Consider the following 24490-nt stretch of genomic DNA (forward strand, 5'->3'; position numbering starts at 1 on the left):
GCGCCCGTCGCGGCATCCGCGTCAGAACGGTGCGGCAGGCTCGGCGGCCGATGCGCGGAAGACGGGCACACGCCGCTCGGGCGTGACGAGGTAGCGTCGCCCGGCAGGGGAGGTCCACTGCAGCGCGCCTCCGCCTTCTGCGACCTGTTCGACCCGCCAGCCGCCGTGATGCTTGATCGTATGGTGGCCCTTGCAGAGGGGAGCCAGGTTGTCGAGCGAGGTCTCGCCGCCGTGCTCCCACGCCACGGTGTGATCGATCTCGCATCTGGAGGCCGGGATCCCGCATCCGGGAGCCATGCATCTGTCGGCTCGCCACCGGACCAGCCGCCTCAGCCCCGGCGGCGGACGGTATTGGTCGCGACCGACGGAGAGCACCGCGCCGGTCTCGGGGTGGGTGAGAACCCGCATCCAGCCGTCGGCGCCCCCGCACAGCTCTCGCGCGCGCGACAGCGTGATCGGCCCGACGCCCTCGACCACCGCCGGCGCGTCGGGGGAGTCCCCCGGGCCGGATGCCGCATCCAGCAGTGCGAGAGCCGGCACGGTGACGGTGACGGCGGCCCGGATGCCGCGCGCCTGGGGCACGAGCGCCGCGGTGTCGCCGTCGACGAGCAGGTCGCCGAGCACGTCGGCACGCCGCTGATCGAGCGTGCGCTCCTCATCGGCCGCCGCGCCCAGCACTCTGGCCATGGCCGTGATCCGGCCCTGGATCGCGCGTGCCTCCACTGCAGGGATGAAGGCGTGCAGCCACGCCATCCCATCGTCGGCGGGCTCGACCACCACGCGGCGCTGTCGAAGAGCGGCCTCGTGACGTTCCGCGAGCGTCGCCGAGCGCTCGCTCTCGATCATTCTGCTGAGCTGTCTGCGGAACGCGCCGACGGGAAGCTCCTCGGCCAGCTGTGCCGCGCGCTCGGTGAGTCTGGCGCGCACATCGGGCTCGACGCCGTCGAGCGCGTCGACCAGGATCTCGGCATGCCGCTCGCTGATCCTGGCGCGGTGGAGGGCTTCGAGCACCGCCGGGTACCGGTGCACGAGGGCCTGGGCCATGCCCAGCAGGTGCGCCGCAGCGGCCTCGGTGACGCGCAGCGCCGCCGCGAGCTCCAGCCGCACCGACCTCTCGACGACGGCGGCGATCGCGTCGCCGTAGCGCTCGTCGGCGAGTGCGCGACGCCGCAGGGCGTCGACGCGGACGAAGCGCTCCGAGGCGAAGACCGCCATCATGTCGTCCACCTCGGTCACGAGGTCGAGCTCGTCGGGCACTGCCGCGGCGGCGCCGGCCCACGCGTCTTCATCGACCGGCACGTCGTCCACATGCTCGACGCCCGCGTGCGGGTCGGCGTCGGCCGCGCCGTCCGGTTCGGAGGTGGTCATGCTGTGACACTAGAACATACCTACGACATTCCGTCGGGGCGGGCGAGCGGCGCGTGGCCCCATCACAGAAGGGGGAATCCGCGGACGGCGGATGCCTCAGCCTCGGGTGTCGCTGAACCGCACCGGGGGTCATCCGCATAGGCTCGTTAGGCCATGATCCGGTTCGAGAACGTCACGAAGCGCTTTCGCGGCACTGCGAAGCCTGCCCTGAGCGATGTCGACTTCGAAGTGCAGCGCGGGGAATTCGTCTTCCTCGTCGGCGCCTCGGGATCGGGGAAGTCGTCGTGCCTGCGGCTGATCCTCCGCGAAGAGACGCCGAGCGAAGGGCGGGTCGTCGTGCTCGGCCGCGACCTGCGCACGCTGTCGAACCGCAAGGTGCCGTACTTCCGCCGCCATGTCGGCGCCGTGTTCCAGGACTTCCGGCTGCTGCCCACCAAGACGGTCTTCCAGAACGTCGCCTTCACCCTGCAGGTGATCGGCTCCTCACGCGGCTTCATCCAGCAGGCCGTGCCCGAGGTGCTCGCCCTCGTCGGACTCGCCGGCAAGGAGAAGCGGTTCCCTCACGAGCTCTCGGGTGGTGAGCAGCAGCGCGTCGCGATCGCCCGCGCCCTGGTCAACCGTCCGCAGATCCTGCTCGCGGACGAGCCCACCGGCAACCTCGACCCCGCGACCTCCATCGACATCATGCAGCTGCTCGCCCGCATCAACGCCGGCGGCACGACGGTGGTCATGGCCACCCACGAGGCCGGCTTCGTCGACCAGATGCAGCGTCGCGTGATCGAGCTCCGCCACGGCGAGATCGTGCGCGACGAGCGGCACGGCGGCTACGGCGACCGCTCGAATCTGCCCAGCCTCACGCCGGAGCCCGAGCGCGGCGCGGCCGCCGTGGCCGCCCTCACCGCGGTGCTCGAGGTCCAGCGCGAGGCCTCGCTCGCCGCCGCGGCGGGCCTCGACCCGACTCTCGTGCGCGGTGACGACGAGCAGGCGGGAGAGACGGATGCCGTGTCTCCCGGTGTCGCCAGCGCGGCCGTCGCGGCCGCCACGGCCGCGACCGCGGCGGCGCTCGCGGCGGACGAGCTGCGGAAGGCCCAGGCGCTCGAGCATGCGGTCGAGGAGCCCGTGGGCGAGGACGCCGCGGCCGGGGAGGCATCCGCTCCTCCCGCCGCGGCCGTGCCGTCGCAGACGCAGACGATGCCCGTCATCGACCAGATCGAGGTGGCGGAGCTGGGGCTCGCCGACCGGCTCGGACTCGGCGAAACCGATCCCGACGACGAAGTGGGGCCCACCTCATGAGGTTCGGACTCATCATGTCGGAGGCGTTCACCGGCCTCCGGCGGAACGTCTCGATGGTCATCTCGGTGATCCTCGTCACGTTCGTGTCGCTGACGTTCGTCGGCGCCGCCATCCTCATGCAGATGCAGATCGTGACGATGCGCGACTTCTGGGTGGACCGCGCGCAGGTCGCGATCTACATGTGCACCGAGATCTCCACGAACGAGGCGACGTGCGCGGACGGGGAGGCGACGCCCGAGCAGATCGAGGAGGTCCGCGGCAAGCTCGAGGGCAGCGCGCTGTCGCCCCTCATCCGCGACATGGTGTTCCTCGACCATCAGCAGGCCTACGAGGAGCTGCTCGACCTGGTGGGGGAGGAGGACGCCAGCGTCGTCACCCCCGAGCAGGTGAACGAGACCTTCCGCATCACGCTCGTCGATCCGGCGCAGTCGGCCGTCATCATCGAGGCGTTCACGGGCACTGCGGGGGTCGAGCAGGTGCAGGACCAGCTGCAGTACCTCGAGCCGCTCTTCTCCGCACTGACGGTGGCGACCTACATCGCTGTCGGCATCGCGGCTCTGATGCTCATCGCGGCCGTCCTCCTCATCGCCACGACGATCCGGCTCTCGGCGTATGCGCGAAGACGGGAGCTCGGCATCATGCGCCTGGTCGGGGCGTCCAACCGGTTCATCCAGACGCCCTTCATCCTCGAGGGCGTGTTCGCAGCGCTGCTGGGATCCGTCCTGGCCAGTGCGGCCGTCATCGCGGGGGTGCACTTCGGCGTGGACAACTATCTGCGCAACCGGGTCGACTTCGTCACGACTTGGGTCGATCTGGCGGATGCCTGGCTCGTGGTGCCCGTTCTCATCCTGGTCGGCATCGGGCTCGCGGCCCTGTCGGCGGGATTCGCGATCCGGCGGTGGCTCCGCGCGTGATCGCGCGGCTCGCTCCGGGGTAGACTGAAAGGCTGCCGTGCGGCCGTCGGTCCTCAGGGACCGCCCGCGGGGCACACTTCGACACGCTCAGCAACCGGCGCATACGCCCAGCAACCGATAAGGAGTCGCCATGCCCAAAGAACGCGGGGAGAAGGTCGTGGCGACCAATCGCCGTGCCCGCCACGAGTACGCCATCGAGAAGACCTACGAGGCGGGCCTCGTGCTGACCGGCACCGAGGTGAAGTCGCTGCGCGAGGGCCGCGCGAACCTCACCGACGGCTACGCCTACATCGACGGCGGCGAAGCGTTCCTCGACGCGGTGCACATCCCGGAGTACTCGCAGGGCCACTGGACGAACCACTCCGCCAAGCGCACGCGAAAGCTGCTGCTCCACAAGGACGAGATCATCAAGCTGTCGCACGCCGTCTCCGCCGGCGGCTACACGCTGGTGCCCCTCAAGCTGTACTTCTCGGACGGCCGCGCCAAGGTCGAGATCGCGGTGGCGAAGGGCAAGCGCGAGTTCGAGAAGCGCCAGACGATCCGCGAGCGCGAGGACAAGCGAGAGGCCGAGCGCGCGATGCGCACCCGGAACCGCCTGGGGGACTAGTCCCGGGCCTCACCGTGCGGCGAACCGCGCCTCCACAGCGGCCGAGATGACGATGTCCTCAGGCTGCAGCTGCACGGCGGGGCCGCCGCCCGCGGCATCCGCGGCGAACGACGCCTTCGCGACCATCATGCGCGGCGCCGGCGTCATCTCGGGGCGTTCCTGGCGGTCGAGCAGGCCGACGTCGGCGAGTTCGAGCGCGGCGACGTCGGACAGCCCGAGAGCGCCGGCGTAGGCCGCGGCTCGCGCCACGGCGACCCCGACCGCCTCCGTCGCCACGGAGCGCTCCACGGAGGTCCGGGTCTCAGGGGTCAGCTTCCACTCGATCCAGCCGAGCTGCACTCCCTCGCGCTCGGCGACCTCGCCGGCCCACCAGGAGAGGACGGCGAAGTCGGTGAACGTCACCGAGAAGTCGACGGTGGCATAGTGCACCGGAGCGAGCCGGCGGCCCTCGTTGTTCCACGGACGCTCGGACCACACCGAGACGCGCTGGCTCGTCCACTCGGCGACGGTGCCGGCGGCCTTGCGCGCCGCCAGGTCGTCGCGTACCGGCTCGGTGAGCGCCGACATCCGCTCCACGACGGCCCCCCTCTCGGGTCCCTCGGCGCGGATGGTCAGGTGCGCGATCGCGCGTTCGGGGGCGATGCGGGTCTCGTGCTCCCCGCGGACGGTGATGACGACGTCGCTCATGACGCCGACTCTACGCACCGCCGCGCCATCGGCCGAGAAATCTTCATTCATCTGCATCCAAACCGGCGTGCCGGCGGGAATCACCTGTCAATGGGCGGCGAACCGGTCGCCCCGACGAAGGAGGACCACCGTGCGAAACAAGATTCTCGCGGGCATCGCCGCCGGGGCCGTCGCAGCCCTCGGTCTGATGGTCGCACCCGCCACCGCCGCCACCGCCGACGGGGCCCAGCTCTCGGTGCTTCACGGCATCCCGGACACGCCCGTGGACGTGTACGTCAACGGGGAGCTCACGATCGACGACTTCCAGCCGGGCGACCTCGCGGGCCCGCTCGACCTGCCCGCCGGATCGTACGAGGTCGCGCTGACGGCGACGGACGCCACCGACGACAGCTCGCCGGTGCTCGGACCCGTCACCCTGACGCTCGAAGGCGGCAAGAACTACACCGCCGTGGCCCACTTGAACGAGGGCGGCGACCCGACCGTGACGCCGTTCACCAACGACACCGCCGCCACCGCGGCGGGCGAAGGTCGCCTGACCGTTCGCCACGTCGCCGCGGCGCCCGCTGTGGATGTGCTCGCGGGCGGCTCTCCGGTGATCGAGGATCTGACGAACCCGAATGAGGCCACGCTGAACCTGCCGGCCGGCACCATCTCGGCATCCGTCGCCGCCGCCGGCACCACCGATCCCGTCCTCGGGCCGACCGACGTCGCGGTCGAGGAGGGCGCCCTCACGATCGTGTACGCGTGGGGAAGCCTCGAGGACGACAACCTGGCCGTCGCTGTCCAGACGATCTCGGGTCTGCACTCGGCTCCTGACGGGGTCCCCTCGGGCAGCGGCGGCCAGCTCGCCGAGCGCGACGCGATGATGCAGTCCCTGTTCGTCTTCGCCGGGCTGGCGATCGCGGCCGCGGCTGCGGCATCCGTCGTCGCCGTCCGCGCCCGCGCGAACCGCTGAGGACGGCCGACGTGGCGAGGGCGACCGCGGGAGCGCTGACGGCTCTGGCGGTCGTCCTCGCGCTGGCGGGGTGCGGCTCGGCCGATGCCGAGTCCGCCCCGCCACCGGCGGCACCGACGGTGACGGCGACTCCCACGCCGATCCCCACTCCCGCCGTCGACGTGCCGATCGCGGCGGCCACCCAGGCGCCCGTGCGGGATCCCCAGCCGCCGGCGCGGGTGGTCGTCGCCTCCGCCGACGTCGATGTGCCGGTCGTCCCGGTCGGCGTCGAGACCGGGGGCTTCATGGAGCTCCCCGTCGATCCGGCCATCGCCGGGTGGTACCGGTTCGGGTCGGACCCCGCCAGCGCCGACGGCAACGTCGTGATCTCGGCGCATGTGGATGCTCCTTCGTACCCGATCGGGCCGTTCAGCCGCCTGCGAGACCTGGCAGCCGGGGAGGTCGTGGAGGTGACGGATGCCGCGGGCTCCGTGCACCGCTATTCCGTCGAGTCGGTCACCTACTACCCGAAGGCCGACCTTCCGGTGGACGATCTGTTCGCCCGCTCCGGCACGAGAGCGCTCGTGCTCATCACGTGCGGGGGCGCGTTCGACCCCACGAGCGGGCGGTACGCCGATAACGTGGTCGCCATCGCGACCCCGATCCCCTGAGCCGGCGACGTCGCCGACCGCGATGAGGATGAGAGGACACAGCGTGGAAGAGGCGCACGAGCGGGAGCTGAGCGATCGCTTCCGCAACGGCGACGAGCGAGCGCTCGAAGAGATCTACCGGCGGTGGTCGCCGGTCGTGTTCACGATGGCGCTGCGCTTCGTCGGCGACCGCGGCGACGCCGAGGACGTCACGCAGAAGGCGTTCGTCTCGGCGTGGACGTCGCGCCGGTCGTACGACCCCGCCAAGGCGAAGCTGTCGACGTGGCTGATCGCGATCACGCGGCGCCGCATCGCCGACACGCTGGAGGCGCGCGCCCGCGTGCGGGCGCTGCAGCAGGAGCTGCAGCGCTTCACCACGCCCGAGGACGTCGTCGGCGCTGAGATCGACCTCGGCGACCGTCTGCTCCTCGCGGACGAGATCGACCGGCTGGAGCCGGATGCGCGCCGCGTGGTGCGGCTCGCCTTCTACGACGACCTCACACACGAGCAGATATCCGAGAGGCTGGGCATGCCGCTCGGTACCGTGAAGAGCCATATCCGGCGAAGTCTCACCCGCCTGCGCAGTCGATTGGAGGTCGGCCATGTCGCATCTTGATCCCGACCGACTCTCGCTGATCGCCCTCGGCGAGACCGCCACGGCGGAGGAGCGCGCGCACCTCGACGTGTGCGACGAGTGCGCGCTCGAACTGGCCGAACTCGAGTACACCGTCGTGGTGGGCCGGTCCACCGTCGCGCTGGGAGACCTGCAGGCGCCGCCCGAGCGGGTCTGGGACCGCATCGCCGCCGAGGTGAAGCTCGGCGCCGCGGAGGGCTCTGCACCGGACACGGATGACGGGATGCCGGGGGCCGCGGGCGCGGCATCCGCTCCTGTCGAGGACGCGCCCGGCGCGCCGGACGCCGAGAAGCCGGCCACCCGCAGACGCGGCATCCGTCTCCTGTTCGCGCTCGCGGCCAGCCTCGCTCTCATCGTCGCCGTGGTCGGCACCTGGAACTTCGTGCGTCAGCCCGAGCCGGTCGAGCTCGCCTCCGCGACACTCGACGCGTTCCCCGCCCATCCGGGTGCCTCCGGCTCCGCGGTGGTGGTGGAGAAGCCCGACGGCGAACGGCAGGTCGAGGTGGACCTCGACGACGGCGAGCAGGGCGACGGGTTCCGCGAGGTCTGGCTGATCAAAGCCGACGCCTCCGCGCTCGTCAGCCTGGGTGTGCTGAAGGGCAGCACCGGCGTGTTCGAGGTTCCCGACGACATCGACCTGCGCGAGTACGTGCTCGTCGACATCTCACTGGAGCCGGAGGACGGCGATCCCGACCACTCCGGGGACTCGATCGTGCGAGGTGAGCTCGGGTTCGCGTGACGGTCGGGGCGCGCACGACCGCAGGGCGGCGTGGCCGCCGCGACTGCCACATGCTCGGCCGCGGCGCAAGCCGCTCCGCACGACCGCCACTGCGGCCTATCGTCGTGCACACGGCAGACCCACGACGACAGGAGCATGGCGATGTCCCGCAACGTGAGGGTGCTCAAGTGCACGCCGGAGGACGTGTTCGAGGTGCTGGGCGACGGCTGGCTGTACCCCGCATGGGTCGTCGGCGCGTCCCGCATGCGAGAGGTCGACGAGCGGTGGCCGCAGGCGGGGTCCGAGGTGCATCACTCGTTCGGCATCTGGCCGGTGCTCATCGACGACAAGACGGTCGTCGAGGAGTACGTGCCGTCGCAGAAGATGGTGATGCGGGCTCGCGGCTGGCCGATCGGTGAGGCGCGCGTGACGATCGACGTCAAGCCCCGCGGCGAGGAGTGCGTCGTGCGCATCCAGGAAGAGGCGGTCGCCGGTCCCGGGCGGCTGGTGCCGGCGCCGCTGCTCGACATCCCGCTGCACTGGCGCAACGAGGAGACGCTGCATCGGCTGGCGTATCTCGCGGAAGGCCGGGCGACGCGACGCACCTCGGCGTCGACGGCCGAGAAGGAGATGGCAGCGTCGGGGGAGGAGTCGCACGACGCCTCCTCGACGGCCTCGGCCGCGAAACCGGCGGCCGCGAAGCCGACCGCCGCGAAACCGACCGCTGCGAAGTCGTCCAGCGCGACGGCGACCGCCGCGAAGCCGAATGCTGCGAAGCCGACCGCCAGGAAGCCGGCAGCCGCGAAGACTCCGGATGCGGAGGCGTCATCGCCGTGAGCACGCGCGCCCGGCCGGGAGGCGAGGAACTCGATGCCGTGATCGTCGGCGCGGGGCCCAACGGCCTCGCGGCCGCCGTGACTCTCGCTCGCGCAGGACTGCGTGTGCGCGTGTTCGAGCGCGCCGATCAGGCGGGAGGCGGCGCCGCGACCCGCGAGCTCACGATTCCGGGCTTCCTGCACGACGTGTGCTCCGCGGTGCACCCGATGGCGTTCGAGTCGCGGTTCTTCCGCGAGTTCGGCCTGCGCGACCGCGTGGAGTTCGTCACTCCCGAGATCTCGTTCGGCCATCCGCTGGACGGCGGGCGCGCCGGCATCGCGTACCGTGACCTCGCCCGCACGCGCGACAACCTCGGCAGCGACGGCCGCGCCTACGAGCAGCTCATGCGCGGGCTGGTCGCGCGCGCGACCGAGGTCGCCGATTTCACCGGGTCGGCACTGCTGCAGGTGCCGCAGGATCCCGCGACCGCCGTGGCGTTCGGCCTCCGCGCCCTCGAGCAGGGGACACCCACGTGGAACGCCCGCTTCCGGCAGGACGTCGCTCCCGCCTTGCTCACCGGTGTCGCCGCGCACACGATCCTGCCGCAGCCGAGCGTCGCCGCGGCGGGCGCCGGCCTGGCGCTCACGGCGTACGCACACGCCCGCGGCTGGCCCATCCCCGTCGGCGGCAGCCAGGCGATCATCGACGCGATGGTCGACGACCTGCGTGCGCACGGTGGTGAGGTGGTGCTCGACCACGAGGTCACCTCCTTGGCGGCGCTGCCCGCCGCCCGCGTGACCGTGCTGGACGTCACACCCAAGGCGCTCATGCGGATGGCGGGGGATGCCATGCCCGAGAAGTACCGCAGGGCGCTGCGGCGCTTCCGGTACGGCGACGGCGTGGCGAAGGTGGACTTCGCCCTGAGCGAGCCCGTGCCGTGGTCGCATCTCGAGCTGCGCCACGCCGGCACGGTGCACGTCGGCGGAACGCGCGCCGAGGTGGCGGGGGCCGAGAATGAGGTCAACCGCGGGCGGATGCCGGTGCGGCCGTACGTGCTCGTGTCGCAGCCGACGCTGTTCGACGCCACCCGCGCCCCGGCCGGGATGCACACGCTGTGGACGTACACGCATGTTCCCGCGGGCAGCCCCGTCGACCGGAAGGAAGCGGTCATCCGGCAGATCGAGCGCTTCGCTCCGGGCTTCCGCGACACGATCGTCGCCGCGAGCTCGCGCAGCGCCCGTGAGGTCGAGCGGCACAACCCGAACTACCCCGGGGGCGACATCGCCGCGGGTGCACCGACCTTCCCGCAGATCCTCGGCCGCCCGGTGTTCAGCCCCGACCCGTGGCGCACGCCCATGCCCGGGGTCTACCTCGCCTCGGCGTCGACCGCACCCGGACCCGGCGTGCACGGGCTGCCCGGGTGGTTCGCCGCCCTCAGCGCGCTCCGCCACGACTTCGGCACGCGTGCCTTGCCCGACCTGTCGCCCCGCACCCGCGGCAGCTGAGGCGGACAGCGCGAGTGAAGGTCGTGCCCGGCACCGGCGGGAGCGGCCGCACCGTACGCGGCTGTGGAGAGTGGCCGGGAATGGCGGGGGGCGTGGCATCCGTTGTAGACTGATGTGCTCGGATGCTTCGGCACCCGGGTGTTGGCAACTCCACAGTGTGACAGCGGCCCTTCGCGAGAAGGAACCACCTCGATTCGAGGACACGGGGATGATCGGTTTCGACATCGCCTGCGAATCTGCGTGAAGCGGGCCGAGGATGCAGGGTTATCTCGTAAACGCTCCTTGCAAACCAATAACTGCCGAAAAGAAGCAGTCCGCGTTCGCCCTCGCTGCCTGAGCAGCGAGCCCGACGCCGTCAATCCGTGACTGATCCCGTCACGGGTATTGGCGTCATCTAGGGATCTTGCTGCGTGACGTCGCCTGAGCGCCACGCGGGACTCTTATCAGGATGGGCTCGTCGACTTAGGTGTCTGTGACAAAGGTCGGAGCCGAGTAGAACGTCTTCACAGACTGCGCCCGGAGAAACCGCAGTTACTCAGCGATGGACGGGGGTTCGATTCCCCCCATCTCCACCAACCGCTGTCACAGAAGAGGGTCCGAGACCCGCGGAATTCCGCGAGTCTCGGGCCCTTTTCGTTGAGGCGAGTTCGGCGACGTCTCGCGATCTGCCCACAATTTGCCCACACATCTCGGACTCGCCCACATTCATACCGGAATGAGTCGGGTCACATCGGCGGCGAGAGCGCCCTGGTTGAGACGTGCGGCGACGTCGGCCAAGTCGTCCTCGAAGAGATCGGCGTATGTGTCGAGTGTCATTGCCGCGGACTTGTGACCGAGCATCCGTTGTACCGCCTTGACGTCGGCGCCGGACGAGATCGCGAGGCTAGCGGCCGTGTGGCGGAGATCGTGCGGGGTGAGTCGCTCGACCCCCGAGCGCTCGAGCGCGGCGCTGAACCATGACGTCGTGCCGAGGCTGGTCTTCGCACGTCGCAGGTGATTGCCGTCGGGGTCGGTGAACACGAGGTCGTCCGGCCCCTTGCCGTCGCAGAGCTCGCGAAGCGGCGCCTCCAGAAACTCGGGGAACGGGACGATCCGCCGCTCCCAGTTTTTCGGCGCTCCGACCACGATGCGCCCTTCGACCTCGACGGCCGCGCGATTGACATGCATGCGGTCGCGCTCGAAGTTGATGTCGCGCACGTGCATGCCGATCGCTTCGCTCCAACGCAGGCCGCAGTACGCGAGCACCAGGATGAGTGTTCGATAGGTCTGCGTCGTCGCCGCTTCGGCGAGCCGCACGACCTCGTCGTGCGTCAGATACCGTCGCGGCTTCTCGGATCGTTTCGTCGGCAGGTTCTGCGCGCCGCGCGCGACGTTGCGGGGGTACGTCCGTCGCGGACGGCAGTGTCGAGGATGCCGGCGAGGACCCCGAGGGCGCGGTAGACGACCGTTGCCGATCGCGGATTCCCTGCCACGCCGCTGCTCTTGGTGCGGCTCGTGAGCGCCGTGCCCTCGGAGAGTTCACGGATCCACTGCTCGACCTGAGACGCTCGGATGTCGCCGATGCGGGTGTCGGACCAGCGGGGGAGTACGTACACGCGCCAGGGCTTCGTCTTGAACCCGCGCTTCTCTACCTGGCGGTGTGTGGTGTCGTCGCGCCAGCGGACGCGATAGCGCCGCCCTGCCGCTGATTGATACGCCGCGATGCTTCCCATCTGCTCCTCGGCGCAAGGCTAGTCCAATGCGAGGACGCGCAGTGGCGGTTGGCACCACGGCCGGCCAGAAGACGAGGGGGCGGTTGCCGGCGTCAACTGGCCATGAACCGGCCCGGGGTCTGAGCAAGGCCTCTCAGGGGCGCTGACTCGCCGTTCATGCTAGGTCTGGCTCGTACGCTGAGCCCACCCCAGCATTGGCCATTCCAATACGGTTGGCGAGCCCCTCGGCGGTTACGCTTCGCAGTGAACCGCACAAGTCGCCGATCGTGCGCACAGTTCGCGGCGACCTAACCGACAAGCTTCAGCGGAGCAACGCACGTGGCGCTTCGTGCGTTCGCTGGCCCTCGGAAGCGTTTCCGACGAGTTGCAGACTCGAGGCATAGCAGCCCGGGAGTCCGTTGAGGTCTCGCCGGGCCTTGAAAAGGCCTAGTGAGGCACCATACATTCGACGCATGAAACAAGGGCGCTCACGCCGTGTGTTCACCCTTGGGTTGGTTCTAATTGTCTCGGGGATGAGCTCCATCAACTGGGTAGAGTCGGCGGTTGCCCACGAGAGTCCATACGGATGGTTTCAGTGCTCGCAGGAAAGTAAGCTCGCTGTAGACCATGTGAGAGTCGGGTTCATCAGTCCGCCTGCCGACGGCTGGGGCGACGGAGTCATAAATAGCTTCTATGGCCGAGCCATCGATGCGACCACACGGATGAGCTCCGCTCTGGACATCGCAAGTCCAACACCCCACTTTCTGAACTGGATCGGGGTAATTAGCCCTAGCAATACCGCGGCGATTGCATTCCGCATCTCAGAACTAGATGCGTACGGCACTGGGGTTCTTGGGCGCGTAAACATGTCGAGCACTTGCTTGACGATGCATGGCACTCCGACCGTTGCTTTTCCTGGGTCGGTATACATCGACATTGACATACGGTCCGACTGGTTCACGCAGGAAGACTCCCGCCGCGCCTTGTGGGAAGGGTGCACCTCAACAAGCACTTACACGTGCAGCAAGATGTGGGATGCCGGGGGCGTGATGCTGCACGAACTTGGGCACGCGGTCGGGATTGCGCATCCACAACGCACCGATCAGCATCGTGACTCGTACGCTACGCCGAAGGCAGTCGACCTCGCCACCTGTGCCAACGCGCTCGATCAGGCGACGATGTGCGCGTTTGTATCGGGCGATCATCGCTCTCACTGGAGAACGCTTCATAGCTGGGATAACTCCAGTTTGAGCTACAGGTACTAGGAGCTTCCAATGCGAATCGAACTGCAACGTGCGGCTACGGTAACCGCGGTCGCAGGACTCTTGCTGACCGGCTGCGCAAGCGGCGGTAACGCCGAGGTCTCGCGCTCGTCCAGTCTGCCCGCCTCCGACGTCACTACCGACCTCGAGTGCGGCACGTCCGCCTTTCTAACCTGGGTCCCTGGGGGTGGGCAGCCAACCAGGCGAGCGGTGCTGGAAGAAATGCTAAGCGGCCATCGGACCCTTCAGCATGCGCCGGGACGCGTGGAAGAGCGTTCTACTCCGGAGGATGTGATTCGGACACTCGAGGCGGCGCTCGTAGGGTTGCCCATCATCGAAGAGAACGCAGCACCGCATGAGTCCGTAATGGTCCCAGCCACAGACGCTCAAGGAAGACATCTCGGTCAATTCCTGATCGAATGGGATGGGAAGAGCTACATCATCACGGAGTACGCCATCACCCACACCGACGGAGTTCCCTGTCTCGATCCGTGAGGTGACCCGTCGGCGAGACGCCGGCGCGAAAACATGACATGCGCGGGCAAAGGCGTCGGGGTCGACTTGGTCGGTTGTGCTGTCGTGGTTCCAGTCGCTGGTAGACCCCGCGACTGCCCGCCCCCCACCAGTTGAGTCTCCCGCCTCGCAAACAGCGTCCAGTTAGCTGGAGTAGAGCGCCCGTTGCCGAGGCTGCAGCGAGCGCCAAAGACGGAGGTTCGAGTGTGCCGTGCGGCAGACCGCAACTCAAGCGACAAGGAGCGATGCACGCAGGCACTTTCTGTGGGCAGCCTGCGATCCCTTGAACCGAGTGCGATCGCGTGTCAACCTGGTTGCATGACTCGCGGGCGCTACAAACAGCGGAAAGCCGCGGCGGAACGCGCTGCCGCCGTTGCCGCGGAGAGCGACCCGAGCCCCACAACTCACGCACCTGCCGGACTAGTGGAACGCGACTCACCGGCGCCCTCGCCGGTAGTCGGCGTCCCGGGTGGCAGTTCGTTTCGGCGACCCAGGCCTCTGCCGGACGGGGAGACTTACGTCGCGGAAACCGTACGTCTGACGCCGCGGGTGAAGCGTCTATCGGCGACGCCATGGGAGAAGAAGCGCGCTCAGCAAGCGGACCTCCGCCGCCTCCGCGATCTGTCGGAATCTCTCGTCCAGCTCCATCGAGAGGAGGCAAAGCTACTGCGCGAGCGCGACTCGCTCATCGCAGACCTGCGCGATCAAGGCGTGCCCTGGTCTTCACTGGCGATGCGCACGGGCCTCAGTCGCCAAGCGCTGAGCAAGCGCGCTGTCGCCCGCGAAAGCTAGAGAGTCACACGTCGCCAGCCGACGGGGTTGTCGGCCGGGGTGTTGGTTCGTCCTCCTGAGGCGACAGCCATGCAGCGGCGCAGCGGACTAGGGGCTAGAATATGACTCTGAAGTCATACCGCTGATCGGAGGGTGCCATGACTGCTTCAACGCTCATCCGCGCCGCTCGCAAGAGTCGGCGACTCACGCAGACGCAACTAGCAGAGCGCACTCGCATCGATCAGAGCCGTGTTTCCAAATCTGAGGGCGGCCGCGATACGGAGTTCGCCACGGTAGAGCGACTGCTCGCAGGAGCGGGACATCGGCTTTACTCCGCGCCTACTCAGCGCGACGACGCGGCGAGTGCGGCTGACGAGATCCGGCGTCGGCTCGCTGAGGGCGACAGAGAGCGCGCTCTTCGAGCGTTGCTGCAGCTCAACGACAATCTGCTGGCCGAGCGAGGACTGGTGCGAGGAATTCTCGGCCTCGCCGAGCCGGAATCGACGCAGCATCACGTGTGGGATGCCGCGCTCGCCGGTCTCGTCGCCTGGCGGCTGCGCGAGGAAGGGCTGCCCGCACCTGAGTGGGTGTCCGATCCCAGCCGATTTCTCCGTACGCCCGCGACGCTCGAGGTCGACCCGGCCGACCCGACTCCGCCCACGTCGGAAGTGCCCGACGAGTTCGCCGAGCGCGGCGTGCTCGTCTGGCGTGACACTTTCGCGAGCGTCTAAGCATGGCGACGACTCTCGGCAGAGAGGACATCCTCGACGGGCTCAGGGCGCTCATCACGGAGCTGCGCGCCTCTCACCAGGTCGCAGGTATCCGGATCGTCGGTGGAGCTGCTCTGGCGCTCCGCTACTTCGACCGTGGCACGACGCAGGATCTCGACTCGCTCCACATCGATCCGGGAAGCGACGACGAAGTCACAGCGGCTGCCGCGAAGGTGGCTCAGTCCCGCGGGTGGGATCCAGGCTGGCTGAACTTCGACGTCGAAACGGCTGATGCGCTTCCCACGTTCGGCCGCAGGGCGGTCGAGTGGGAGACCATCTACGACCACGACGGCATCGTGATCCAGGTTGCGGCGAAGGAAGCGATGCTGGCGATGAAGCTGCGCGCCAACCGGCCCGGTCGCGATACGAACGACATCCGCCAGCTCCTGCGACTGTGCGACGTCACGACACTCGATGAAGCCGAAGAGCTCTACGAAGACTTCTACCCGGGAGATGCCCTTTCGGACCGTGGCGTGAAGATGGTCGTCGCCATCCTCGAGAGCGGGCTGCCGGACGAGGTTCCATCGCCCGGGCCGATCGAACTCTAGCGACGCGATCGAGATGACACCTCGATGAGTGCTCCGACGGCGAGAGGATAGTGCTCGGGCCCGGCTCCGTTCCCGCCGCTCGCTCTTTGCAGACTCCGCGCTCCGCGCTCCGCTTAGCAACCGTTCGCTCTGGGCACGACGCCGACCCCGACCACTGACTCGGCCGACTGTCGGAGCGACCTCAATCTGAGCGCGCGGGGGAGGCGCGGCATCCGATTTGCCCACAATTTGCCCACAATCGAGGAGAATCGGCACCGATCCAGACGGTTCGGGACGGTTCAAGAAGGCCTGAGAACTCGCGTAATTCCGCGGTTCTGGGCCAGATTCCGCGAAACGGCGTGGAGGCGTAGGCAGAATTCGATTCCCCCCATCTCCACCAACCGCTGTCATCGGAATTGAAGGCCCAGGCCCTCGCGATACGTCGCGGGGACCTGGGCCTTTCCGCGCTCCGAGCGAGGTGCTGTGCGCGGCCCTGCGACGGGTGTATCGTGCGGCTGTGCGCCCCGGCGTGGGGCCGGTGCGCGCGGTCGGTGGGGACTGGGGGTTCGCCATGGCTACGAAGCTGCCGTCGTCCGGAGCGATGCCGGAAGGCCAGCACGCGGGGTGCGACACGTCGGGCCTGATTCTCGTGCACCGGATCTTCCGCTGGCTGTACACGCAGCTGCCGATGCTGGTGCGTGAGGTGCAGGCCGGCGATGTGGAGCGCGCGGCGATCGTCGGTCGGTACGCGAACCTGGACTTCTTCGCGCTGCACATGCATCACGAGACCGAGGACATCGCCCTGTGGGACAGGCTGACGTCCCGCGACCCCGGATGCACTCTGCACGTCGATCAGATGCGCGCCCAGCACGCCGACGTGGCGGCCCAGCTCGCGCGCATCGAGCCGCAGCTGGAGCCGTGGGTCGCCACCGCCGACCCGCGCCTGGGTGCGGCCCTCGCGGCCGACATCGAGGTGCTCCGCGACACGCTGCACGCGCATCTCGCGCAGGAGGAGGACGACATCCTCCCGGTCGCGGGCGCCGTGCTCTCGCAGCAGGAGTGGGACTGGATGGAGGAGCACACCCGCGAGAACCTCGCCGCGCATCGCAAGGAGCTCGGCAAGGACATCATGGCGCTTCAGGTGGGGCTGCTGATCGCGAGCGTCCCGGAGGCGGAGAGGGACGAGTGGATGCACAAGAACATCCCGGCGCCGATCCGACTGCTGTATCTCCTGCTGATGAAGCGCAAGTACGACCGGGCGATGAGGGAGCTGTACCCCGACCGGCCGGTGCCCGCGATGGTGTGAGCGCCATGTGGCGACGCGTCTTCCTCGACGTCCACCTTCCCTTCCCGCCCGAGCGGGTGTTCGCGTACGTCGCCGACCCTGCGCGGTGGCCCGAGTTCGCGCCGGCGGTGGAGTTCCGCCAGCGCATCGGCGACGGGCCGCCGGACGTGGGCAGTCGATGGTGGGCGATCGACCGCATCCTCGGCCCCTTCACCGTGCGGTTCGCTGATGAGCTGGAGGCGATCGATCCACCGCGCAGGGTGGTCTGGCACTCCACCTCGCCGTGGAACTCGCGGGTGGAGTACGTCTGCGTCGCGCAGAGTGGAGGGACGCGGGTGCTCGCCGACTACGAGGGCGACGTCGCCGGCTGGCTGCGGCTGGTGGCCTTGCTGCCCACCTTCGTGCTGGCGAGGATCCTGATGCGGGACTTCCGGGGGCTCGCGCGGGTGCTGGCGGCCGAGGACCGCGACGTTCGGGCAGACGGCGTCGCCCCCGCTGCGCGCTGAGCGTCCGCGGTCCCATTGTGGGGAGGCGGGAGGCTTTACGCGTCGGGCACCCCTGCTGTCCAGTCCCACGCGGCAGCGCACGGGGATGGCAGGCTGGTGGGCACGACCGAAAGGACAGGCGATGAAGCAGCGGACTCTGGCGGGACGGCAGGTTTCGGCGATCGGCCTCGGGGCGATGCCGCTGTCGATGAACAACGACAAGCAGTATCCGCCGTTCGAGGACGCGGTGGCCACGGTGCACGCCGCCCTCGACGCGGGCGTCACGCTCGTCGACACCGCCGACGTCTATGCGCCGGCGTGGGACGAGATGGGACACAACGAGCGGATCGTCGCCGAGGCGCTGCGTACGTGGGACGGCGACTCGACCGGCATCTTCGTCGCGACGAAGGGCGGCATCACCCGCAGTGAGGGCGAGGTCTGGGGGCGCGACGGGTCGGAGGCGTACCTGCGGTCCGCCGTCGAGACGTCCCTCGAGATCCTCGGTGTCGACCGGATCGAGCTGTACCAGTACCACCGCCCGGATCGCTCGCGCGTCTACGGGGACGTCATCGCGTCGCTGGCGAAGCTGCAGGAGGACGGCCTCGTGCGCGCAGTGGGTATCTCGAACGCGAGCGTGGAGGAGATCCAGATCGCACTCGATGTGCTCGGGGAGGGGAACCTCGCCAGCGTGCAGAACGAGTTCTCGCCGAAGCATCCCGGCAGCATCGACGAGCTGCGGTTCTGCGCGGACCACGCTGTCGCCTTCCTCCCGTGGAGCCCGCTGGGCGGCACCGGCGGAGGGGCGAGGCGGGTCGGCGAGCGGTTCTCCGTCTTCGGCGACGTCGCCCAGGCGCACGGCGTCAGCCCGCAACAGGTCGTGCTGGCCTGGGAACTCGCCCTCGGCGACCACGTCATCCCCATCCCCGGGGCGCGGCGCGCCGCTTCCATCACCGACTCGGCCCAGGCCGCGGAGCTCGAGCTCAGCGCGGACGAGGTCACCCGGTTGTCGGCGTCGGTCGGCATCTTCGACGACTGAGATGCGGCGAGAGGATGCCTCCGACCGGCCAGGATTCGGGCTCGGCGGCGGGGTGCCTTAGGCTCCCGTCATGCCCTCCGACCTCGCCGTGCGGATCGTCATTCCGTGGCGTCCCGCGCCGTCCCGCCTCGATGCCTTCCACCGTGTGACGGCCTGGTATGAAGCGCATTTCCCGGAGGCGGTCGTTCGGACCGTCGACACGGGTGAGGACCCGTTCGTGCTCGCCGCCTGCCGCAACCGCGCGATGGCCGACGCCGCCGAGGACGAGGTCGTCGTGATCGGCGACGCCGACACGATCCCCGAACCCGATGCGCTGCGTGCGGCGATCCGCGCCGCGCGCACCAGCGACAGGGTGCATCTGCCCTACACCGAGTACCGGTGGCTGGGTCGCGCGGGCTCGGCGCAGTACGCCGAAGGCAGGGCGCTCGAGGACTGCGATCACGACCACGTGGTCGGCGCGTGCTCGGGCGTGTACGTCGCCACACCGCGCACCTGGGCGCGGCACGGCGGGCAGGACGAGCGATTCCGGGGCTGGGGCTTCGAGGACGCCGCGTGGTACCTCGCGCACGAGACCCTCCTCGGAGCCCCGCCGGAGCGCCACCCGGGACGCGTGTACGCGCTGCACCACGTCGGCGAGACGCGGGCCGGCATCCAGTACGACGCGAACGCCGCCCGCATGGAGCGCTACCGGTCGGCCGCCGGCGACCCGGTCGCCATGGCCCAGCTGGTCGGGCTGGCGGACGTGGCCGGCGAAGCGGACATCGAGGAGAGCGCCGCGTAGGCGAGCGTCGGACCCGGCCGCTCGTGCTGGGCCGCCGCTTCTGTACGCAGCGCCTCACGCCCCTGCCAGTCTGGATCTGCGAGTGCGGCGACGGCCTCGGCCAGCTCGTTCACCGTCGCGGTGTTCGGCGCCAGCGACAGGCCCGCACCGGAGCTCTCCACGGCGGCCGCCCCGGCGAACTGGTCGGTCGAGAACGGCAGCACCAGGAGCGGCACGCCCTGCCCGACCGCCTCGGTGATGGAGTTGTTGCCGCCATGGGTGACGGCGAGCGCGGCAGCGCCCAGCAGGCGCACCTGCGGCAGGTACTCACGCACCAGCCAGCCATCGGGCAGCTGCCCGAGCTGGCCCGCCGGGGTGGAGCCCGTCGCGATCGCCGCGCGAAGGCCCGTCCGCGCGATCGCGGCGGCGACCCGTGCCAGGACGTCGCCGCGCACCGACAGGAAGCTCCCGAAGCTCACGTAGACGAACGGCGTGCCGGCGCGGAGGAACTCGTCGACGTCGTGATCGTGTCGCTCGTCGCGCCGGGTCGAGCCGAGGAAGACGTGCGGCGGCAGCGCACGCCCGTCTCCCGCGGCGAGGAGCGCGGGGTAGTTGTACAGCACGACGTCGCCGTGGAGGGCGAACGCATCGGTCACGGCATCCGCTCCGGGGTCGAGCGCGCGAGCCGCCGTGTTCCACTGACCCGCGAAGCGATCGGACACCTCGACGCACAGGCGGCGCAGCTCTGCCAGCTCGGCCGGCTCCGGCTGGAACGCCCGCGGCCAGGCCGACGGGAAGCCGTACACCTCGCCTGGGCCCGGAAGCGCGGACGGGTGGCCCAGCACGACGTCGCCGTAGTCGATGCCGGCGGTGTGGAGGGCCAGGCGCGCGCTGAACGCGAGGTGGTCGACGAGGATCGCGTCGGGACGCACCCGATCGACGACCTCGAGCGTGGCCCTCGCCCGCTCTTCGGGCTGCCACATCAGGTCGGTCAGACGCTCGCGGGCCTGGTAGGCCAGCGTCGGCACCATGCCGTGCCGGGTCGCCTCGAAGAAGCCCTCGAGGGATGCCGCCTCGGCGGCGTCCTGCTCCCTCGTGCGCATGACGCCGGCGTTGGCCCCGCGGCCGAGCGGAAGGTCGACGCGGTCGAAGCCGAAGTCGGCGACGATCGGCGCCGTGGCCGGTCCGGTGGCGACGACGACGTGCTCACCGGCGTCGCGCCAGGCCGTGGCCAGTGCCGCGAGGGGCAGCAGGTGCGAGGCGTAGTCGGGGCTGACGACGAGGAGGGTCATGCGGGCATCCTCGCCGCCCGTGCGAGCTCTGCCTCCTGAGCGACGACCGAGGCGTAGATGGGGGCCAGCGTGGCGGCCATCGCCTGGATCGTGAATCCCTCGGCGACGACGTCCCGCGATCGCCGGGCGCGATGCTCATCGTCGTCCGCCGCGCGATCCAGCGCCGCCGCGACGGCATCCGTCAAGCGGTCCTGGTCCCACGTCGCCGTGAGGAAGCCGGTGTCGCCGTGGTCGACGTATGTGGCAGGCCCGCCGCCGTCGGGGGCGACCACGACCAGTCCGGTCGCCATCGCCTCGAGCACCGCGAGGCCGAACTCCTCCTTGATGCTCGCGCACACGTAGGCGCCGCCCGCGGCCGCGAGACCCGGCATCCCGAATCTCGCGGCGGCGATCCAGCGCGCGGCGACGTCGTTCGCGCGATGGCCGGCGAGGATCAGTCCCCGCCGCGCACGCTCGTGCGGAGGGACCACGTCGGCGACGAGGTCGAGCTGCTCCTGCTCGTCGCGCGAGGGCTCGTCGAGGTCGCCGCCGATGACGAGCAGGTTCGCGCGCTCGCTGAGTGACGACTCCGCCCACGCGCCGACGAGCGTCGCCACGCCCTTCACGCGGTGGAGGCGCCCCACGGTGACCAGCAGTGGAAGGCCGCGCCGGTCCTCCGCCAGGTCGCCCAGAAGCGCGGCGAGGTCGCCGAACGCCGCGCCCGCTGCGGCGGCGCCTTCGATGCCGGCGACTCGGGCTTCGGCCACGGCCTGGTCGATCACCTCGAGGTCGACCCCCTCTGCAACCACCGTGTGCCGCTCGCTGCGGGCGTTCATGTCGATGCCGACCAGTTCGCGCATCTCCTGCACCAGATCGGGCCGCGGGAAGAAGACGGTGTGCGACGCGGAGGCGGCGAGGGTCTGCACCAGGCGCGCCCGGAACCAGAAGTGCTCGCGAAGATCCGTCTCACCGAAGCCCTCGCGGGTGAGTGTGCCGGCATCCTCCAGCGACCGGATGACGCTGTGCGGGTCGGGCGCGACCGTGAACACGGTGGGGATGCCGAGCTCCCGGGCCACGTCCGCCGCTGCGAGGCTGCCGACGTCGGCCATGCGCAGGTGCACGACGTCCACGCCGCCTGCCGCACGCAGGACACGGCGGATGCCGCGGCGCGCCGTCACCCGATACGGCCAGGCCGCGGCAGAAGCCACGGGACGGGCAGCGAGAGGGATGCGGCCGTAGACGTGGCCCCTCGATGTCCCGGCCACCCGGAGCAGGTCCTCGGCGCTGTGCTCGAGCGGTCCGCGCGACAGCGTGAGCGCCCGCCGGACGGGACTCGCCTCATCGACCGTCAGCGCGTCGCCCAGCCGCACGAGCAGGGTGGCGATGCCGCCGTTGTCACCGGCGCCGACCGCCGACAGCGAAGGGTCGATGTCGGCGTGGAGGAACAGCTGCGCGACGGTGAGCCCGCGCGCACCGCGGTGAGCGGCAGGTGCCGGGTCGAGGTCGATGAGGGCGAGCCGTGCCGCCGCCGCCAAGCGGCCCCCGGCGGCCACCACCGTGCCGAGGTCGTCGTCGAGTCCCGCGGTGTCACGCCGCTGACCCAGCGCGGCGATCGCCGCCTCGCGGGCCTCGTCCGACTCGCGGGGATCGAGGGCGACCTCGCGGAGGAGCCGGGTGGCGATGGGCTGGCGGATGAGGCCGAGGGTCTCGACCAGGGTCGCCCGGGACGAGGCATCCGTCATGCCCAGCAGCGCGGACTCGATCGCGATCGCGAGGGCCTCGCCCGCGGCGCCCGACCACTTCTCGATGGTGTGCTGCGCGAGCATCCCCGAGAAGCCGCCCTCGGCGACCAGGCCGAGCAGGCGGCCCACCGCCTCGGGCCGGGGCAGGCTCTGGCCGAGCGCCCAGGCGGCGTGCTCGCGGATGAAGGCCCGGGGGTCCGACAGCAGGCCGACGAGCCGGCGGAGCGCTTCTTCGTCGTGCATCTCCGCCAGCGCGTGCACCGAGGCGATCGCGGCGATGTCGTCGCTGCGGGCGAGCGCGGTCAGCAGCACACGCAGGGTGCGCACGCTGGGATCGCGTCCGGCCTCGAACGCCACGTCGTCGGCGGCCCGGAGCGCCTCGACGATCGTCGGCGCGTGGAGAACCTCATCCATCGCGGTCTGGACGCCCACGTGTCACCTGCCTCCCCGCGCAGGGCGGGTCTGCGCTGTCCACAGCGTATGCCGCCGGCCGGGCGGCAAGGCATGCTTGACAACGAGCCCGGATCGGTGCTCGTCACCGACGCCGCGGCACCGCGACCGGCGCGTCCTTCCTGAACGGAGAGCTATGACCGTGCTCACCATCGGCGACATCGGCGTGGTGTCGGGGATGATGCACATCGGCGATGAGGCGATGTTCGAGGCGGCGCGCGACGAGCTCGCCGCGCGCGGGGTCGACATCGTGGGGGTGTCCTCGGCACCCGCCGAGTCCGAACGCCGCTACGGCGTGGCCATGGTGCCCCGCCTCGGGTTCGCGGGCATGGATCGTGCCGCCTCGCAGGCGCGGCTGGAGGAGTTGACGGATGCCGCGGCCGGCCGGGGTCGTCTGGCAGCAGGTGACCCCGCCGAGAGGGTGCTCGCTGCTCTGGATCGCGTCTCGGGCGTCCTGAACGCGGGCGGGGGCAACCTCGCCTCGCGGTGGCCGGTGCACATCTACGAACGCAGCGCGCTGGTCGCGATGGCGCGCGCCCGCGGTCTGCCGGTGGTGGTGACGGGACAGACGTTCGGGCCCGACCTCGAGCACGGCGACGAGGAGCGGGTCGCGAGCCTCGTGCGCGCGGCGGCACTGACGAGCGTGCGCGAATCGGTGTCGGGTGCGCTCGTGCGGTCGTGGGGCCTGCCGGTCGTGGAGGGGGTCGATGACGCGTCGTTCCTCGGCTGGCGGAGTCCGGCGGCGACCGGCGGGACCTCCGGGGCGGTGGTCGTCAGCCTGTCGGGCTGGTTCGCCGGCCGCTCCGCCCCCGACCTCGAGCAGCGGATGGCGGAGCTGGTCGACCACGCCGCGCGCACGGTGGGGCCGGTGGTCTTCCACGCGCACTTCGGCCCCTGGGGGCCGGGGGAGGAGCCGGCCGGCGACGCCGCGCTGCACGAGCGTGTGCGGGCGCGCATGACCGAAACCAGCAGGGTGCTGCCGACGGGCGACTCGGTGCCGGCGGCGGCGCTCGCGCGCTCGGCCCGCCTGCTCATCACGAGCCGCTACCACCCGGCCGTGTTCGCTGCACCCGCCGGAGTGCCGGTGGTGGCGCTCGCGGCCGACGACTACACGCGCATCAAGCTGTCGGGGGCCCTCGCCCACTGGGACCAGAGCGAGGTGCAAGACCTCGACGCGCTTCCGGCCTCAGCGGTTGACCGTGCGGATGCCGGGCGGGATGCCACGTCCGCGGCCGCGCGCGAGCGCCTCGAGGGGCTCCGCTCGGCGGCCGCCCGGTGGTGGGACGACGTCGCTGGGGTGCTCGCCGGGTGATGCGCTGCCGGCGACGCAGCGCCGTGCCGGGGATGCCAGACTGGCGCGATGACCGCGCCCGCACCGCCCCTGCAGATCGTCCGGATCATCCTGCGGGTCGTGCTCGGCGGATTCCTGGTCTTCATGGGGCTGTCGCACCTGTTCTGGGCCCGCCGCGGCTTCCAGGTGGCGGTGCCGGACTGGGCGGCGCGAGTCAGCGGCCTGGACAAGGACGCGATCGTGGTGGCCTCGGGCGCTGTGGAGGTGCTGCTGGGCGCGGCTCTGGTGTCGCTCCCTCGGGAACGACGCAGCGTCGGTGCGGCGGTCGCGGGGTTCTTCGTCGCGGTCTTCCCCGGCAACGTCCACCACTGGCGCACCGGGACGCCGGTGCCTCTGATGCGCTCCGATCGCGCGAGGTTCGTCCGGCTGTTCCTGCAGCCCGTGCTCATCGCGTGGGCCCTGTGGAGCGCCGGTCCGTGGCGGGCGGGGCGCTGACCGCCTGGCCGGCAG

24 protein-coding genes and 1 other RNA gene are annotated in these 24490 nt (G+C 70.3%); 19 read left to right on the forward strand and 6 right to left on the reverse strand.

The features are described 5' to 3' along the window. Window positions 1-21: 21 nt before the first annotated feature. Entirely contained in the window at window positions 22-1368 is a 1347-nt protein-coding gene (locus tag V6R91_RS20765; protein WP_336396826.1) for an HNH endonuclease signature motif containing protein, read from the reverse strand. A 153-nt stretch (window positions 1369-1521) separates the two neighbouring features. On the opposite strand from V6R91_RS20765, the gene ftsE reads away from it, so the two are divergent. The 3 genes from ftsE (at window position 1522) to smpB (ending at window position 4182) form a co-directional block, all read left to right on the forward strand. Then, complete coding sequence (gene ftsE / locus V6R91_RS20770; RefSeq protein ID WP_336396827.1) at window positions 1522-2661, forward strand: cell division ATP-binding protein FtsE; 1140 nt, start codon at window positions 1522-1524, stop codon at window positions 2659-2661. Then, a complete protein-coding gene (gene ftsX / locus V6R91_RS20775) occupies window positions 2658-3575 on the forward strand; it encodes a permease-like cell division protein FtsX (RefSeq protein WP_336396828.1) in 918 nt (305 codons plus the stop codon). Before ftsE ends, ftsX begins: the two co-directional genes overlap by 4 nt. A gap of 130 nt (window positions 3576-3705) precedes the next feature. After that, the gene (gene smpB, locus V6R91_RS20780) at window positions 3706-4182 is read left to right on the forward strand and encodes an SsrA-binding protein SmpB (RefSeq protein WP_336396829.1); all 477 of its coding nucleotides are present in this window, start codon (window positions 3706-3708) and stop codon (window positions 4180-4182) included. Window positions 4183-4191: 9 nt separating this feature from the next. On the opposite strand, the gene V6R91_RS20785 is transcribed toward smpB, so the two are convergent. Next, window positions 4192-4869: an SIMPL domain-containing protein gene (locus V6R91_RS20785; RefSeq protein ID WP_336396830.1), complete on the reverse strand. Its 678-nt coding sequence runs from the start codon at window positions 4867-4869 to the stop codon at window positions 4192-4194. Window positions 4870-4999: 130 nt separating this feature from the next. Between V6R91_RS20785 and V6R91_RS20790 the strand changes: the two genes are divergently transcribed. The 7 genes from V6R91_RS20790 (at window position 5000) to ssrA (ending at window position 10701) form a co-directional block, all read left to right on the forward strand. After that, on the forward strand, window positions 5000-5824 hold the full coding sequence (locus tag V6R91_RS20790; RefSeq protein WP_336396831.1) for a DUF4397 domain-containing protein: 825 nt from the start codon (window positions 5000-5002) through the stop codon (window positions 5822-5824). 11 nt (window positions 5825-5835) lie between these two features. Further along, window positions 5836-6474 (forward strand): class F sortase, encoded by a 639-nt coding sequence (locus tag V6R91_RS20795; RefSeq protein ID WP_336396832.1) that lies wholly within the window; start codon window positions 5836-5838, stop codon window positions 6472-6474. Window positions 6475-6517: 43 nt separating this feature from the next. Beyond that, window positions 6518-7069 carry an RNA polymerase sigma factor gene (locus V6R91_RS20800; RefSeq protein WP_336396833.1) on the forward strand — a complete coding sequence of 184 codons (552 nt, stop codon included), beginning with the start codon at window positions 6518-6520 and terminating at the stop codon, window positions 7067-7069. Further along, on the forward strand, window positions 7056-7826 hold the full coding sequence (locus tag V6R91_RS20805; protein ID WP_336396834.1) for an anti-sigma factor: 771 nt from the start codon (window positions 7056-7058) through the stop codon (window positions 7824-7826). The genes V6R91_RS20800 and V6R91_RS20805 overlap by 14 nt, the downstream gene beginning before the upstream one ends. A 141-nt stretch (window positions 7827-7967) precedes the next feature. Further along, window positions 7968-8642 (forward strand): SRPBCC family protein, encoded by a 675-nt coding sequence (locus tag V6R91_RS36390; RefSeq protein ID WP_442928159.1) that lies wholly within the window; start codon window positions 7968-7970, stop codon window positions 8640-8642. Continuing rightward, window positions 8639-10126 (forward strand): phytoene desaturase family protein, encoded by a 1488-nt coding sequence (locus V6R91_RS20815; protein WP_336396835.1) that lies wholly within the window; start codon window positions 8639-8641, stop codon window positions 10124-10126. The genes V6R91_RS36390 and V6R91_RS20815 overlap by 4 nt, the downstream gene beginning before the upstream one ends. A 204-nt stretch (window positions 10127-10330) precedes the next feature. Then, window positions 10331-10701: a transfer-messenger RNA gene (ssrA, locus tag V6R91_RS20820) on the forward strand. 130 nt (window positions 10702-10831) lie between these two features. Here ssrA and V6R91_RS20825 read toward each other — a convergent pair. Together V6R91_RS20825 and V6R91_RS20830 are read right to left on the reverse strand one after the other, a co-directional pair. Then, window positions 10832-11422 (reverse strand): tyrosine-type recombinase/integrase, encoded by a 591-nt coding sequence (locus tag V6R91_RS20825; protein ID WP_336396836.1) that lies wholly within the window; start codon window positions 11420-11422, stop codon window positions 10832-10834. A gap of 14 nt (window positions 11423-11436) precedes the next feature. Continuing rightward, window positions 11437-11838 carry a hypothetical protein gene (locus V6R91_RS20830; RefSeq protein WP_336396837.1) on the reverse strand — a complete coding sequence of 134 codons (402 nt, stop codon included), beginning with the start codon at window positions 11836-11838 and terminating at the stop codon, window positions 11437-11439. Window positions 11839-13091: 1253 nt separating this feature from the next. Here V6R91_RS20830 and V6R91_RS20835 point away from each other — a divergent pair. The 7 genes from V6R91_RS20835 to V6R91_RS20865 all read left to right on the forward strand — a co-directional run bounded on the left by V6R91_RS20835 (window position 13092) and on the right by V6R91_RS20865 (window position 19247). Further along, window positions 13092-13574 (forward strand): hypothetical protein, encoded by a 483-nt coding sequence (locus V6R91_RS20835; RefSeq protein ID WP_336396838.1) that lies wholly within the window; start codon window positions 13092-13094, stop codon window positions 13572-13574. 947 nt (window positions 13575-14521) lie between these two features. Beyond that, complete coding sequence (locus V6R91_RS20840) at window positions 14522-15094, forward strand: helix-turn-helix domain-containing protein (RefSeq protein WP_336396839.1); 573 nt, start codon at window positions 14522-14524, stop codon at window positions 15092-15094. Window positions 15095-15096: 2 nt separating this feature from the next. Beyond that, a complete protein-coding gene (locus V6R91_RS20845) occupies window positions 15097-15681 on the forward strand; it encodes a hypothetical protein (protein WP_336396840.1) in 585 nt (194 codons plus the stop codon). A gap of 550 nt (window positions 15682-16231) precedes the next feature. Further along, the gene (locus V6R91_RS20850) at window positions 16232-16966 is read left to right on the forward strand and encodes a hemerythrin domain-containing protein (RefSeq protein ID WP_336396841.1); all 735 of its coding nucleotides are present in this window, start codon (window positions 16232-16234) and stop codon (window positions 16964-16966) included. Between the two features lie 5 nt (window positions 16967-16971). Continuing rightward, window positions 16972-17451, forward strand: a complete 480-nt coding sequence (locus tag V6R91_RS20855; protein WP_336396842.1) for an SRPBCC family protein — start codon at window positions 16972-16974, stop codon at window positions 17449-17451. Between the two features lie 121 nt (window positions 17452-17572). Continuing rightward, the gene (locus tag V6R91_RS20860; protein WP_336396843.1) at window positions 17573-18466 is read left to right on the forward strand and encodes an aldo/keto reductase; all 894 of its coding nucleotides are present in this window, start codon (window positions 17573-17575) and stop codon (window positions 18464-18466) included. A 70-nt stretch (window positions 18467-18536) separates the two neighbouring features. Then, window positions 18537-19247, forward strand: coding sequence for a hypothetical protein (locus V6R91_RS20865; protein WP_336396844.1), 711 nt, complete (start codon window positions 18537-18539; stop codon window positions 19245-19247). Here V6R91_RS20865 and V6R91_RS20870 read toward each other — a convergent pair. Beyond that, window positions 19151-20518, reverse strand: coding sequence for a glycosyltransferase (locus V6R91_RS20870; RefSeq protein ID WP_336396845.1), 1368 nt, complete (start codon window positions 20516-20518; stop codon window positions 19151-19153). The genes V6R91_RS20865 and V6R91_RS20870 overlap by 97 nt on opposite strands. Continuing rightward, window positions 20515-22671, reverse strand: a complete 2157-nt coding sequence (locus V6R91_RS20875) for a glycosyltransferase (RefSeq protein ID WP_336396846.1) — start codon at window positions 22669-22671, stop codon at window positions 20515-20517. Before V6R91_RS20875 ends, V6R91_RS20870 begins: the two co-directional genes overlap by 4 nt. Window positions 22672-22825: 154 nt before the next feature. Here V6R91_RS20875 and V6R91_RS20880 point away from each other — a divergent pair, with 154 nt between their 5' ends. Next, window positions 22826-24001: a polysaccharide pyruvyl transferase family protein gene (locus V6R91_RS20880; RefSeq protein WP_336396847.1), complete on the forward strand. Its 1176-nt coding sequence runs from the start codon at window positions 22826-22828 to the stop codon at window positions 23999-24001. Between the two features lie 48 nt (window positions 24002-24049). Next, window positions 24050-24475, forward strand: coding sequence for a DoxX family protein (locus V6R91_RS20885; RefSeq protein ID WP_442928160.1), 426 nt, complete (start codon window positions 24050-24052; stop codon window positions 24473-24475). Window positions 24476-24490: the final 15 nt, after the last annotated feature.

Source organism: Microbacterium sp. CCNWLW41, assembly GCF_037083505.1.

What these genes read in the sequence shown, in the direction of transcription:
- V6R91_RS20765 (WP_336396826.1), bottom strand. Translation starts at nt 1,368, where the DNA reads ATGACCACCTCCGAACCGGACGGCGCGGCCGACGCCGACCCGCACGCG.
- ftsE (WP_336396827.1), top strand. Translation starts at nt 1,522, where the DNA reads ATGATCCGGTTCGAGAACGTCACGAAGCGCTTTCGCGGCACTGCGAAG.
- ftsX (WP_336396828.1), top strand. Translation starts at nt 2,658, where the DNA reads ATGAGGTTCGGACTCATCATGTCGGAGGCGTTCACCGGCCTCCGGCGG.
- smpB (WP_336396829.1), top strand. Translation starts at nt 3,706, where the DNA reads ATGCCCAAAGAACGCGGGGAGAAGGTCGTGGCGACCAATCGCCGTGCC.
- V6R91_RS20785 (WP_336396830.1), bottom strand. Translation starts at nt 4,869, where the DNA reads ATGAGCGACGTCGTCATCACCGTCCGCGGGGAGCACGAGACCCGCATC.
- V6R91_RS20805 (WP_336396834.1), top strand. Translation starts at nt 7,056, where the DNA reads ATGTCGCATCTTGATCCCGACCGACTCTCGCTGATCGCCCTCGGCGAG.
- V6R91_RS36390 (WP_442928159.1), top strand. Translation starts at nt 7,968, where the DNA reads ATGTCCCGCAACGTGAGGGTGCTCAAGTGCACGCCGGAGGACGTGTTC.
- V6R91_RS20830 (WP_336396837.1), bottom strand. Translation starts at nt 11,838, where the DNA reads ATGGGAAGCATCGCGGCGTATCAATCAGCGGCAGGGCGGCGCTATCGC.
- V6R91_RS20835 (WP_336396838.1), top strand. Translation starts at nt 13,092, where the DNA reads ATGCGAATCGAACTGCAACGTGCGGCTACGGTAACCGCGGTCGCAGGA.
- V6R91_RS20840 (WP_336396839.1), top strand. Translation starts at nt 14,522, where the DNA reads ATGACTGCTTCAACGCTCATCCGCGCCGCTCGCAAGAGTCGGCGACTC.
- V6R91_RS20845 (WP_336396840.1), top strand. Translation starts at nt 15,097, where the DNA reads ATGGCGACGACTCTCGGCAGAGAGGACATCCTCGACGGGCTCAGGGCG.
- V6R91_RS20850 (WP_336396841.1), top strand. Translation starts at nt 16,232, where the DNA reads ATGGCTACGAAGCTGCCGTCGTCCGGAGCGATGCCGGAAGGCCAGCAC.
- V6R91_RS20855 (WP_336396842.1), top strand. Translation starts at nt 16,972, where the DNA reads ATGTGGCGACGCGTCTTCCTCGACGTCCACCTTCCCTTCCCGCCCGAG.
- V6R91_RS20860 (WP_336396843.1), top strand. Translation starts at nt 17,573, where the DNA reads ATGAAGCAGCGGACTCTGGCGGGACGGCAGGTTTCGGCGATCGGCCTC.
- V6R91_RS20865 (WP_336396844.1), top strand. Translation starts at nt 18,537, where the DNA reads ATGCCCTCCGACCTCGCCGTGCGGATCGTCATTCCGTGGCGTCCCGCG.
- V6R91_RS20870 (WP_336396845.1), bottom strand. Translation starts at nt 20,518, where the DNA reads ATGACCCTCCTCGTCGTCAGCCCCGACTACGCCTCGCACCTGCTGCCC.
- V6R91_RS20880 (WP_336396847.1), top strand. Translation starts at nt 22,826, where the DNA reads ATGACCGTGCTCACCATCGGCGACATCGGCGTGGTGTCGGGGATGATG.
- V6R91_RS20885 (WP_442928160.1), top strand. Translation starts at nt 24,050, where the DNA reads ATGACCGCGCCCGCACCGCCCCTGCAGATCGTCCGGATCATCCTGCGG.